Below are 12,498 nucleotides of genomic sequence, written 5' to 3' on the forward strand. Positions count from 1 at the left end.
GAATGAGTTGTCTGTATTTACGACTGCTTCGCAGCCGAACGGGGGCAAGCCCCCTCGCCACAGGGGATTGTGGTGACTTCAGTTGGTATCCAGATCCACGTTTTTCGTCTCACGCAGACAAATCATCCCCACCACGAGGCTCACCGCGGTAATTACCACCGGGTACCACAGCCCGTAGAAGATGTCCCCGGTGTACACCACCAACGCAAACGACACCGTCGGCAGGAACCCGCCGAACCAGCCGTTGCCGATGTGGTACGGCAGGGACATCGAGGTGTAGCGGATGCGCGTCGGGAACAGTTCGACCATCAGCGCCGCCAGCGGGCCGTAGCACATGGCGGAAATGATGATCAGCACCACCATCAGCGCCACGATCATGGTCTTGTTGACCTGTTGCGTATCGGCTTGTGACGGATAGCCCGCCAGGGTCACCGCACCGCGCAGGGCCGCTTCGTCGAAGCCATCCAGTTTCACATCACCGACGCTGACCTGCACGCCGCTACCGGCCGGGGCCGCTTCGCTGCTGTAGGGCAGGCCTTGTTTCACCAGGAAGGTTTTGACCTTGTCGCAAGGGCTGTCAAATTTCGCTTTGCCTACCGGGTCAAACTGGAACGTGCAGGTGGCCGGGTCCGCCAGTACGGTGATCGGTGCCTGACGGCTGGCCTGGTCGATGGCCGGGTTGGCGTAGTGGGCGATGGATTTGAAGATCGGGAAATACAGCGCGGTCGCCAGCAGCAGGCCGATCATCAGCACCGGTTTGCGCCCGACCTTGTCCGACAGCCAGCCAAAAAAGATGAAGAACGGCGCGCCGATAATCACGCTGACGATCAACAGACTATTAGCCAGGGCAGGGTCCATTTTCAGGAACTGGGTGAGGAAAAACAGCACGTAGAACTGCGCCGCATAAAACGTCACCGCTTGCCCGGCGTTGATGCTGAACAGGGCAATCAGCACCACTTTGAGGTTTTCCCATTTGCCGAAGGAATCACGCAGCGGTGACTTGCAGAGCTTGCCTTCCTCTTTCATTTTCACGAAGGCCGGCGACTCGTGCAGGCTCAAGCGAATCCAGGTCGAGATGCCCAGCAGAACGATCGAAAACAGAAACGGAATCCGCCAGCCCCAGACTTCGAACTGGTCACCGGTGAAGTAGCGGCAACCGAGTACCACCAGCAGCGACAGCAACAGGCCGAGGGTCGCGGTGGACTGAATCCAGCTGGTGTGGAAACCGCGTTTACCCATCGGCGCGTGTTCGGCGACGTACGTCGCGGCACCGCCGTACTCGCCGCCCAAGGCCAGGCCCTGAAGCATGCGCAACACCACGAGGATGATCGGTGCGGCGATGCCGATGCTTGAATAAGTCGGCAGCAGCCCCACGCAGAAGGTCGCCAGGCCCATGAGGACGATGGTCGCGAGGAAGGTGTATTTACGCCCGATCATGTCCCCCAGCCGTCCGAACACCAACGCACCGAATGGCCTCACGATGAAACCAGCGGCAAAGGCCATCAGCGCAAAGATGAACGCCGTGGTGTCGTTGACCCCGGCGAAAAACTGCTTGCTGATCACCGCCGCGAGGGCGCCATAGAGGAAAAAGTCGTACCACTCGAAAACCGTCCCGAGTGACGACGCGAAGATGACTTTGCGGGTGTCGGGGCTGATGTCGACGCTGCGCGCGGCATCCAGCGGCTGAACATGTTCTGACATATCGGTATCCCTCACAGTGATTGTTTTTGTTGTTCCACTGTCGGCGCCTGCCTTGTGGTCGGGTGCCGCGCATCCATAAAGCGCGTGAATATCAATCTTTGTAGGAGCGAACGGTGCGGCGATCCGACTTGCTCGCGAAGGCGTCAGACCTGATACACCGCGTCATCGTTTTTCGCGGGCAAGCCTCGCTCCTACGGGTGTGATTCAGGCGTTAGTCAGCAGTTCGTTCTCCGGGGTGAGGCTCCCTGCGCCGGGGATGAGGATCAACTGCGCAGCTTTTTCGGCAATCATCAGCGTAGGCGAACACGTATTGCCCGAGGTAATCCGCGGCATGATCGACGCATCAGCGATGCGCAAGCCGGGAATCCCGTGAACACGCAACTCGGCATCGACCACCGCATCCACATCATTGCCCATGCGACACGTCCCCACCGGATGGAAAATCGTCGTGCCAATCCGCGCCGCGGCTTCGTGCAATTCTTCTTCACTCTGCAAGCTTCCACCGGGCAAATACTCGACCGGTTTGAACGCTTGCAAGGCCGGCGCGGCGACGATGCGTCGGGTCAGGCGAATGGCGTCAGCGGCGACCCGCAAATCTTCCGGATGACTCAAGTAATTGGGCTGAATCAACGGTGCTTCCTGCGGATCAGCTGAACGAATTTCCACCCGTCCACGACTCTGCGGCCTTAGATCGCAAACCGACGCCGTAAAAGCGGGAAAGGCATGCAACGGCTCACCAAAACGCTCCAGCGACAACGGTTGCACGTGGTATTCGAGATTGGCCGAAGTCTGTTCCGGCCCCGACCGGGCAAATGCCCCCAGCTGACTCGGCGCCATCGACAGCGGGCCGCTGCGGTCATACAGATAACGCAGGCCCATGCCCATTTTGCCCCACACGCTGCCGGCGATCTGGTTCAGGGTGCGCGCGTTTTCCAGTTTGTAGATCAGCCGCAGTTGCAGGTGATCCTGCAGATTTCCGCCAACGCCAGGCAGCTCATGGGCCACGCCGATCCCCAGTTTTTGCAGCAGCGGGCGAGGGCCGATCCCGGAACGTTGGAGGATGCTCGGCGAACCGACGGAGCCTGCGCACAACACGATTTCCTTGCGCGCCTTGAAGGTTTTCGCCTGACCTTGATAGCGCGTACTGACCGCCGATGCACGGCCATTCTCCAGCAGCACACGATCCACTTCGACATCGGTCAGCACGGTCAGACTGGCGCGATTGCGGATCGGTTTAAGAAACGCCTTGGCCGCGTTCCAGCGAATCCCGGCCTTCTGATTGACCTGGAAATAGCCGCAGCCTTCGTTATCGCCCTGATTGAAATCATCGATGCTGGCAATGCCGGATTGCTCGGCAGCGCTGCGGAACGCATCCAGAATCGGCCACGACAGCCGCTGACGCTCGATCCGCCATTCCCCGGCGGCACCGTGAAACTCCGAGTCGCCGGCAAAATGGTTTTCGCTTTTCTTGAACAGCGGCAGGACGTCGTCCCAGCTCCAGCCCGGATTGCCATCGGCGGCCCAGCCGTCATAGTCGCCGGCCTGGCCACGCATGTAGATCATGCCGTTGATCGAGGAGCAGCCGCCCAGCACTTTGCCGCGCGGGTAACTCAGCGCGCGACCTTGCAGGCCAGGTTGCGCTTCGGTCTTGAAGCACCAGTCGGTGCGCGGGTTGCCGATGCAGAACAGGTAACCCACGGGGATGTGAATCCACGCATAGTTATCGCGGCCGCCGGCTTCGAGCAGCAATACGCGGTGTTGCGGGTTGGCTGACAGCCGATTGGCCAGCAAACAACCGGCCGGCCCGGCGCCGACCACGATGTAGTCGAATTCATCAAGGGAAGTCTGCATCCCTGACCTCGCATTGTTGTTCTTGTTGTCGGTCATCCTAGTTGTTAGCTTTCGTCAAAAGAATGTTAGTTTTTGCGCAGCCGCTGTGCGTTTTCAGACAGCGCCTCACACAGCGTAGACCCAAGGACGACTCATGTTCGACTGGAATGACCTGCGGTTTTTTCTCGAGTTGCAGCGCAGCGGGCGTTTGCTCACCGCCGCCCGCCGTTTGAACACCACCCACGCCACCGTCGCCCGGCACATCGAAGCCATCGAAAAGAGCCTCGGCACCGCGTTGTTTGTCCAGCATGCCCAAGGCTACGAATTGACCCCGGCCGGCGAAGCGCTGCTCAAACACGCTGAAGCCATGGAAAATGTCGCGTTGCTGGCGCAAGAGGAAATCACCCAATCCACGGCGCCACTGGGCAAGATTCGCGTCGGCGTAACGGAAGGGCTGGGCATCATGTTCCTCGCCAGCCGTATGAACGGCCTGTTCGAACGCTACCCGGGACTGGAAGTGGAGCTGGTGGCCGTGCCGCGCTTCGTCAGCATCCTCAACCGCGAAGCCGAAATCAGCATCCACCTCGAACGCCCGGCCGCCGACATGCTGGTCACGCGCAAACTCACTGACTATCGCCTGGCGCTCTACGCCAGCCAGGCCTACCTCGAAAAGGCACCCCCGCTGCACAGCCGCGAAGACCTCGGCCGCCACGCCTGGATCGGCTACGTCGACGACCTGCTGTTCAGCCAGGAACTGATGTTCCTCAACAGCTTCTGCCGCAACCCGCAGGTGGTGTTCCACAGCACCAGCGTCATCGCCCAGCAACAAGCGGCGCGCTCGGGGTTGGGGATCGCGGTGCTGCCGTGCTACATGGCCAGTGCCGATCCGGAGCTGGTGCCGTTGTTTGCGGATGAGAGCATTCAGCGCAGTTACTGGATCAGCACGCGGCGGGAGTTGCACAAGTCGGTAAGGCTGCGGGTGATGTGGGATTACGTGGTGGAGTTGTGCGAACGCGAACAAACCTTACTGCTAGGCCCAACCTAACGGGCCTACGCAATCCCCTGTAGGAGCGAAGCTTGCTCGCGAAGGCGCCAAGCCTGACACACTGCGTATTCGTTCTTCGCGGGCAAGCCTCGCTCCTACACCGATCAGGTGACTGGTCGATGAAGTTCAGACGATTTCGGAGTGGGAGCGTGTCAGATTCATTTTTCCAAATGTCCACTCACGCCTCAGAACGTGCCGACACTCTTTGCGGTGAAAGCCAACTTAACGATGTTGTTGGGATTGTTCTGCCACTTCTGCACGTCGGTCGGAACGGTCTCGTTGCGCACGATGCACTTCCATTCCACGTCTTTGCCGTCGTCCGCGCCTGGGAAAAGTACCTTGCCGGTCCATGTAGGGTAGTCGGGTTTATCGTTGAGTTTTACGGCCTTGGCCGGGTCCCAGCTCCCTAACTTCGGATGGTCGCCCACAACATAAACGCTATAGCCCGGCGTCGTGTTGCCGTTAACGCACTTAAATTCCACTTCGTCTGTTAAGGGCGTCCACTGGGCACCTTGGGCGTCGTGGAACACCGGCAGCATCGCCAACAAGAGAACGCCCAGGGGCAACAGGTAGCGGTTGCGAGACATGATGAACACCTCAGTTCAATTCAGTGGAGGCAGCTTAGCCCCGGAAAATCTGAAAGTGACCTGTAAGAACTGACAGTTCGTTAGAGCGCTTCGCGATAGCTTCCATCGTTGCTTATTAAATGAGAGCTCGTTCTCCCACTGGACTGCGCAGCCGTCCTGGCCTTCAATCGTTGGGTGAAGACAAGGAGCGTCCACCGACACTCCGTCGCGAACAAGGGAGCTTGCAGCATGAGCGAAGAGACAAAAGTGAAAGGCCCGGCGTCGTACTTCTCGTCCATCGAGAAAAAGTATGGGAAGCCCATCAACCATTGGCTGGATCTGCTCGGGACAGTGAGTGGCAAGAAGCATATGGAAATGGTGGCTTGGCTGAAGGATGAGCACGGGATGGGGCATGGGCATGCGAATGCGTTGGTGGCGCATTACTTGGCGAGTGCTAAAAAGTGAGTCATCTGTAAACGGCTCGCAAGGTGGCATGGCAATGACATAGTTGTTGGATGTGCCGCCGTCTTCGCGAGCAAGCCCGCTCCCACATGGGTACTGTGTCGACCATAACACTCAAAATCGACACCAGACCCATGTGGGAGCGAGCTTGCTCGCGAAGGCGTCAGATCTGGCACACCGCATTTAGCCGAGATTCTTCGCTTGGCAGCGTTCCTGATGAGTTACTACCGCAAGCCCCTGCCGGAGATCACTCAAGCATTCGGCGGCAACTCACGCGTGGTGCGTTGTAAAGGATCGCGGGGCTGGCTGTCGGGAATGGACAGCGTCGCGCGTAAGCCGCCTTCCGGGCGGTTGGCCAGCGTGATGCGTCCCCCCAGCCAACGTCGATGATCCGCAAACCGTCGCCGCCGCCGGCCTCGACCCACTCCGGGTTGACATTGCGTCCGAAACTGGTGACGAATTGATGCTTCTTGCGTCCCTTGAGGTAGAGAAAACCTTCGGGGTCGAACTCGCCGAGATCGCCGGTCGGCCACCATTCATCGGTGTGCGGCGCCTCTCCCAAATAACCCAGCAAAGTCGAACCCTTGATCAGCACTTCGCCGTCCTTGGCCAGGTGAATCTCGACGTGAGGCAGGGGCCGACCGACACTGCCGGGACGGCGCGCTTCGGGCCGATTGAGGCACACCACCGAGCCGCACTCCGACAGCCCATAGCCTTCGTAAACGGGTATGCCGATGCGCTGTGCGCGATGCAGCAATTCCTCGGAAACCCGCGCGCCCCCCACTGCGGCGAAACGCAAAGAATAGGGGTTGAAGGCTTTCTGTTCGGCGGCGCTGACCAGCATCAGCAACAACTGCGGCACCAGGATCAGACTCTCGGGCGCCCGGGTCGCCAGGCAACCGAGTAGGCGTGGCACATCAACGCCGCTGGCGCCCTGAATCCCGAGGGTTTTCTGACTGGGCAAACTCAACGTCGCACCGGCATACAACGCGGCATAACAACCGAGGTTTTCCAGCAAAATCGCCAGGGGCAACAGGGCCAGGTGATGCTGCGGATCGGTGGGTTTGCTGGCCTGATCCAGTTCGCGAGCGACCGTCAGCAGGCTCTCGGCGCTGAGGCATACGCCTTTGGGCGTGCCCGTGGTGCCAGAGGTGAACGTCAGTTTGGCGGTCCCTTCAGGCATCCGGTTCGGGCCGCTAAAGGTGCGACGCCAGAATTCACCGGTTTTCTCGTACCCGGCCATTTCCAGTTCATCGTCCAGCCCAGGCTCGGCAATTACCCGTTCCGCCTGGCTCTGCTCCAGGCAATGGGCGCGTTGAGCCGGGCTGAAAAACGGCGGCAGCGTCAGGCACGTCAAGCCTTCGAACAGCGCCGCCAGGTCCCAAAGCATGGCTTCGACGCCATTGTCCAACGCCAGCGCAATCACCTTGACCTGCTCATCGCGCAGCCGTTGCTGGCGATACACCACTTCGGCGTACAGCGTGGCGTAATCCACTTTCAGCTGATCACCCCACAACGCGATGGCGCCGGTCTTGCGCTCGGCATGGCTGCGCAGGGTCTGTTTGAAACGCTCGGTTTCAGGCGACATGGCTGGACTCCTCAAGGGACGTCGGCAACCCCAGGCGATTGAACATCCCGATGTTGCGCAAATGAATGAAGCCGGCGCGGATGTTGCCGACATGCACCCAGGGTTTGCTCTCGTAATAACTGCCCCAGTGCTGGCGCTCATCCCCCAGCCGCTCAGGGTCGGCCGCGCACAGCGTCACGGGTTTCAAGCCCAGGCGATGAAAGCTGTTGACCAGCCCGATGTTGCCGGTGAACGCCACCCATTCCAGCCCGCCCATGGCCAGCAGATAAGTGATGGCGATAATGCTCATCCGCGCGCTGCCGGTGTCGCTGGCGGCCAGATTGCCGACTTCGACGATGCCGGCGCGATCCACCGGGCGGTCAGCCGCAGCGCTGATCAGCGGCTCGATCGACTCGTCCAGATAACGTTCCAGAAACAACGATTCGGCATTGGCCAGACGCACGCCGGCCACTGCGCTGAGCGTGCCTGTTTGATCGCGCATGCCGAACAATTCCGGCATGAAGTGGCGGATATCAGCGCCGTGGGCCTTACGAAAACGTTGCTGGATAAAGGCTTCGAAGACAGGCCGCTCGACGTTGTCCGGCAACGCTCTGGCCAGACTCATCGTCTGCGTTTCAGCCTGGCCGAAGCGCAGGGGTAGAGGAATAATCCATTCAAAGTCAGGCATTGGAATGCGCCTCCCAAGTAAGTGTGGGAGGAGTATCGGAGGCATTTCTTAACGGAGTCTGAAGGTGAAAAAAAGAGCGACCGGCGCAGTCTTCAGATTGCCTTAAGACTGGACGGGCAGGGTGTGGCCCGTCGGTGCGGTGACACACCGGACCCCGGCCGCACGAATGACTCGGCAGCCGGCAATGAAGTTCTCGAGGCCCTTTATGACCCGCGACTCAGCAGCACAACGCTATGGAAAACTCTCGATCACCTTGCACTGGTTGATGCTGGCGCTGTTTGTGGGCGTGTATGCCTGCATCGAAATCAAAGGCCTGCTGCCAAAGGGGCATGCCTTGAGGGGAATGTTTCTCGGACTGCACGGCCTCTTCGGCTTGAGCATTTTTGCCTTGGTATGGGTGCGACTGCTCGGACGCCTGACACCTCGGCCACCGATTACCCCGGCACTGCCCAAATGGCAGACCGGCGTTTCGCACGTGATGCACCTGGCGTTGTACGTCTTGATGATCGCCACTCCATTATTGGCCTGGCTGATGCTCTCGGCTGGGGGCAAGCCGATGCCCTATTTCGAGTTCTACCTGCCATCGCCAGTGGCGGCTGATCCGGACTTGGCTAAGCAATTCAAGTACTGGCATGAACTGCTGGGTAGCACCGGTTACTGGCTGATCGGCTTGCACGCGGCGGCGGGGTTGTTTCATCACTATTGGGTCCGCGACAACACCCTGCCCCGCATGTTGCCGGGCCGGTCCAGTAATCCCATCAACCAGCGCCAGCTATAATCCCGAACCCGGTGCCAACCAGACACCGGCCATACCCATTGTCACCCCGAAACCCCGAATTCACCCCAACCCCCTGTGGGAGCGAGCCTGCTCGCGATAGCGTCAGACCTGAAACCATAGATTTCAGCCGAGGATTTTTCGCCCGACTGTTGATGCTTTAAACATGTTTTGGCGCACATGTTTAAAGACACTCAGTGTTACGTCCCAACGGCTACAACGCCTTGCGTCATTACCTACGCGTACGCCAGAATCCGCCGGCTTGTGCGCCTGTGGGGCGGGCTATATCGTTTCCCGGTCACTGAAAAACAGTGATCGGGTTTGGTAGCCCGCTTGTGACAGTCGCATGGCGACACCTTTCATAGTCTCCTTTTTTGGACGCTGCTTTATGGTGGTCATGCGTGGGGCTCCTTTGTGAGCGCCGGGTTTCCTGTCGCAACCGGTCTACCAACCCATGCATGGCCGCCACTCTTCGTTTGGTAGCGAGGGTGATGGCTCCTTAAATTTGCGATGGGAGCTTCATCTATGATCAAACCAACACCCAACCCACCGGACACCAATCCGGCATCCCCCTACGAATCCCTCGGCTCCAAAAAACTCCACGAAGCCGCCGAACGCGCCCTCGACCACTACCTCAATCCAGGTGCCAACATCATGGCCAGCACCCACGAACCCGAACCCATGTTCCTCGCCAACCCGGCGTACGACACCGAATCCCTGCTGGCCAACGCCAGCGAATCACTGGGCTCGGCCACCACCATGCTCAGCAATTTCGCGGCGTTGCTGGATAACTCGCACCGCAAGACGTTGCTGGGGATTACTCAGGTGGTGATGTTGGGGGAGTTGGCGGTGAATCAGGCGCTGGATAAGGTTGAGGTGAAGGAGTAAGTAGATACCCTCTGTGGCGGTGGGTTAGTTAGTCGTCACAGAGGGGAAGTTCGTAAGTTGGCATTCACCTGTATGACGTCTCAGCTATCGGGTGGAGTCGGATCATTACTGGCTGCAATCGATCTATTACTCCCCCTTGTAGAAAGGCAGAGATTGGCCGAAATCGGATCGAGGGGGTGTTATATAGGGACTAGCCGTGGTGACCTATTTATCCGTGTTCCGTGTATTGCTTACCGCTTGGCCCGTATCGTGCTGACGATGGCAGGAATTTCATCGTCCGGTGTTGGACCGTGTTCGTCCGTAGCTATGTAACCCTGAGTGGTGCATTTGAAGGCTATCGCAGTTTGTGATAATGGCAAGTGATCATGAACAACTATCGAGGCGGTATTGATCTTTCGGCACAGCGAGCATTGCAAGCTCGACTAACGGAGTTCATTACGCCGACGATGAGCTTCTCCGGCCAAGTCAAGTTCTTCCTGTAACGAATTGCTGGTACCCACTCAAGGTAGGTACCAACTCGTTACTTTCACTGGTGTACTCCAGGTGAGTGTTTAGGATAATTCAAGTTCGCTGAATTTCAAATTGATTCCCTGCTCAATGTCATTGATTAGCCTGCCTAGTACCCTCTTTAGGTTAATACCGGCTTCAATATAAGTGGCATCTCGACTTTTCCTCATTAAAACATCGTCGATGTAAAAGCAAAGATCCCCATCATTAATGTAGCCATTTTCTGGGTCGGTAGTGATAACTTTATCGATGCCAAGTTCTTTTTCAATTTCGAATGTGTAGTTTTTTTTGTTTGTGTGTAGAATTTTCAGGTTTTCTTTCAGTCTCTCGAAGCCCATTTCTACAATACTTTTTAATGGTCCTGGCTTTAAAAAAATATTGCTGTTATTCGTAAATTCGAAATATAAAAATCCTCTCAGTTCGCCTGAAAGCTCTTCAATTTTTGGTTTTACGTAAGGGATTGTGTTGTGTTTTAGGCAGTTGTTAATGTCCAAGAATATGCTGTATTTCACGCCGTGAGAGAAATGTTCATTGCAATAAAATCGATACATGTACTCATGATATTTCCTCGCGAGGCTGGATACTAAGAAGCTATCATCGCAATATTCAAATTTGAAGTTTGATGTTTTTTCCATCATGCCAGTGTCTTTCAGATGGCCGACGATTGCGTTTCCGAAAAATATTGGCCAGTAATCATTTCCTGATAATTTGCTTGGGTCCTGTTGGCTGATTTTTATGATTTTTTCCCGTGTGTCGTTTCTGATGTCCTCCATCGAAGCTAATTTTTCGTTTTTTCCTTTTGAAGGGTAGGTTTTCCGAATATTGAAATTGTTAAGCGGTCTGTACTGAACTTTTGTAATGTTTTGCGCGTTTATCCCCATTCTTAAAAAGCAGTAAATGTAGTAATAGTCGATCAATGATGCCATCGAGTTCATGATCGAGTCGGTTAGGGCCTGATTGATGTTTAGGTTTTCATTGTCTGGTATTTTTTTATTTACGACCTCTTCCAGAAGTCTTTTAATTGTCTTCTCCCTTAGGCTCCAGAACATTGAAAGCTTTTTGATTTGATATTCGATGTTTTCCCTTATTTGGTTGGTGTAATCATGTGTTTCCAAGAGATTTCTCCAATCGAGTGTGGCTTTTTGGCGTTTAAGTTTCGGTTAGGCTTGGTATTTTGTGTGATCACTTTCTTTGACAAGTTTGGAAGAGAGGGACGGATTTATTATCCCGAACGGTACGAAAAAATAAGTTTGTCCGCTTTGTTTGTTTCAGTAAGTGCAAGGAGCTCTATTAAATTACTTGCGAAACTCTCTTAGCATGTGTCCCATTTTTAATGCCTTGGTTTTCAAATAGGGTGCAGAACTTGTAGTGGATTCTATTTCTAGTGGGTGGCGAGTTACTTTAATGCCTGACCCAATTACCGCATCAATTTTTCTTGGGTTATTTGTTAAGAGCCTAATTTCTTTGAACTCGAAGTGACTCAATATCTCGTTGACTCTCGAGTAATTTCTAGGGTCTTGCTCTATATTCAAATGCCGATAGGCTTCAGAGGTATCCATTCCATGCAACCTGCCAAGCTCTAATCCGCGCACCTTATTTAAGAGCCCGGCTCCGCGACCATCGCAAAGCATATATACTAAGTAGCCACCTTCGCCGGCTATTAGTTGCTGGCTTTTGCTAAGTTGCGCATGGCAATCACAGTCTAGACTTCTAAATATCTCAGCGGTATAACAAGCACTTTGAATTCTTACAAGTGGGGCGAATTTAATGCTTTTCTTTTCAAGAACGAGAATGTTGTCCTCTTCATGTGCGCCCCAAGAAAAGCAATGAAATATGAAGCTGCCAAACTTAGTTTCTATTGTCGTGGTTTCCAGTTCAAATGTTTGTATCATTTTAATTATGACTCTTGTGTTCGTTGTTTAGAAGAACCTTGTATGTTTTCCGGATTTGGAACCATTGGTAGCCATGAATAGTGTGCGTCTAGCGCGATTTTTGAAACTCGCTCAATCAGTAGCTTCTCGGGATGCGCTGAGTCTTTATAGTCCAGTATTTTATATTGAAATTTATGTAAATTATCCTCGATTTCTCTTTGTGACGTTCTGTAAAGCGCCCACAATTGTTGTGGCTTTCTGAGTTGGAGCCAGGTAGTTGAGAACGCGACTAAAGCTGAAAGCATGGAAGGGACTACTTTCTCCAGGAACATACCGCTGCCTAATGTTAGAAACAATGGGGCGGTGAGTGCGCCGCCCATGGAGAGCCAGAAAAAAAACATCGATTCGTTTTTGTTGTGTACGGCTTTACTTTTGAAACCCTGAATTAGGTTTTTTGTAAAAACTTCTGGGTCTGGCAATTTATCGTCATGTTCTGTATTGTCAGGCAGCATTCGTAGTACCCAAGTTATTAGAGAAAATTTTCGCATTTAGACGACAGCGCCTCTTATTCTTCATATGTTTTTTTACGGGCCCGCTC

Annotated in this window: 11 protein-coding genes and 1 pseudogene; 4 read left to right on the forward strand and 8 right to left on the reverse strand. The window is 55.2% G+C overall.

The window, feature by feature from the left end; all coding sequences use genetic code 11:
* Nucleotides 1–78 precede the first annotated feature (78 nt).
* Together EYC95_RS09790 and EYC95_RS09795 are read right to left on the reverse strand one after the other, a co-directional pair.
* Nucleotides 79–1,701: an MFS transporter gene (locus tag EYC95_RS09790; RefSeq protein WP_131060168.1), complete on the reverse strand. Its 1,623-nt coding sequence runs from the start codon at nucleotides 1,699–1,701 to the stop codon at nucleotides 79–81.
* 204 nt (nucleotides 1,702–1,905) lie between these two features.
* Nucleotides 1,906–3,552 carry a GMC family oxidoreductase gene (locus EYC95_RS09795; RefSeq protein ID WP_131060169.1) on the reverse strand — a complete coding sequence of 549 codons (1,647 nt, stop codon included), beginning with the start codon at nucleotides 3,550–3,552 and terminating at the stop codon, nucleotides 1,906–1,908.
* A gap of 133 nt (nucleotides 3,553–3,685) precedes the next feature.
* Between EYC95_RS09795 and EYC95_RS09800 the strand changes: the two genes are divergently transcribed.
* A complete protein-coding gene (locus tag EYC95_RS09800; protein ID WP_131060170.1) occupies nucleotides 3,686–4,576 on the forward strand; it encodes a LysR family transcriptional regulator in 891 nt (296 codons plus the stop codon).
* Between the two features lie 185 nt (nucleotides 4,577–4,761).
* On the opposite strand, the gene EYC95_RS09805 is transcribed toward EYC95_RS09800, so the two are convergent.
* A complete protein-coding gene (locus tag EYC95_RS09805; RefSeq protein WP_256656927.1) occupies nucleotides 4,762–5,163 on the reverse strand; it encodes a carbohydrate-binding module family 20 domain-containing protein in 402 nt (133 codons plus the stop codon).
* A gap of 228 nt (nucleotides 5,164–5,391) precedes the next feature.
* Here EYC95_RS09805 and EYC95_RS09810 point away from each other — a divergent pair, with 228 nt between their 5' ends.
* Entirely contained in the window at nucleotides 5,392–5,607 is a 216-nt protein-coding gene (locus tag EYC95_RS09810) for a DUF4287 domain-containing protein (protein WP_131060172.1), read from the forward strand.
* 409 nt (nucleotides 5,608–6,016) lie between these two features.
* Here the strand turns inward: EYC95_RS09810 and EYC95_RS09815 are convergent.
* Nucleotides 6,017–7,192 (reverse strand): annotated as a pseudogene (locus tag EYC95_RS09815) (AMP-binding protein); the annotation flags it as partial.
* Nucleotides 7,182–7,859 (reverse strand): thermostable hemolysin, encoded by a 678-nt coding sequence (locus tag EYC95_RS09820; protein ID WP_131060173.1) that lies wholly within the window; start codon nucleotides 7,857–7,859, stop codon nucleotides 7,182–7,184. The pseudogene EYC95_RS09815 and the gene EYC95_RS09820, both read right to left, overlap by 11 nt.
* A 205-nt stretch (nucleotides 7,860–8,064) precedes the next feature.
* Between EYC95_RS09820 and EYC95_RS09825 the strand changes: the two genes are divergently transcribed.
* Entirely contained in the window at nucleotides 8,065–8,637 is a 573-nt protein-coding gene (locus tag EYC95_RS09825) for a cytochrome b (protein ID WP_131060174.1), read from the forward strand.
* Between the two features lie 522 nt (nucleotides 8,638–9,159).
* Nucleotides 9,160–9,522, forward strand: a complete 363-nt coding sequence (locus EYC95_RS09830; protein ID WP_131060175.1) for a DUF6124 family protein — start codon at nucleotides 9,160–9,162, stop codon at nucleotides 9,520–9,522.
* A gap of 551 nt (nucleotides 9,523–10,073) precedes the next feature.
* On the opposite strand, the gene EYC95_RS09835 is transcribed toward EYC95_RS09830, so the two are convergent.
* The 3 genes from EYC95_RS09835 to EYC95_RS09845 all read right to left on the reverse strand — a co-directional run bounded on the left by EYC95_RS09835 (nucleotide 10,074) and on the right by EYC95_RS09845 (nucleotide 12,412).
* Complete coding sequence (locus tag EYC95_RS09835) at nucleotides 10,074–11,144, reverse strand: hypothetical protein (RefSeq protein WP_131060176.1); 1,071 nt, start codon at nucleotides 11,142–11,144, stop codon at nucleotides 10,074–10,076.
* Between the two features lie 180 nt (nucleotides 11,145–11,324).
* Nucleotides 11,325–11,921 carry a GTP cyclohydrolase II RibA gene (ribA, locus tag EYC95_RS09840; RefSeq protein WP_131060177.1) on the reverse strand — a complete coding sequence of 199 codons (597 nt, stop codon included), beginning with the start codon at nucleotides 11,919–11,921 and terminating at the stop codon, nucleotides 11,325–11,327.
* A 5-nt stretch (nucleotides 11,922–11,926) separates the two neighbouring features.
* On the reverse strand, nucleotides 11,927–12,412 hold the full coding sequence (locus EYC95_RS09845; protein ID WP_131060178.1) for an SLATT domain-containing protein: 486 nt from the start codon (nucleotides 12,410–12,412) through the stop codon (nucleotides 11,927–11,929).
* Nucleotides 12,413–12,498: the final 86 nt, after the last annotated feature.

Source organism: Pseudomonas sp. BGI-2 (assembly GCF_004310295.1).
In the GTDB taxonomy this organism is placed as follows: Bacteria; Pseudomonadota; Gammaproteobacteria; order Pseudomonadales; family Pseudomonadaceae; genus Aquipseudomonas.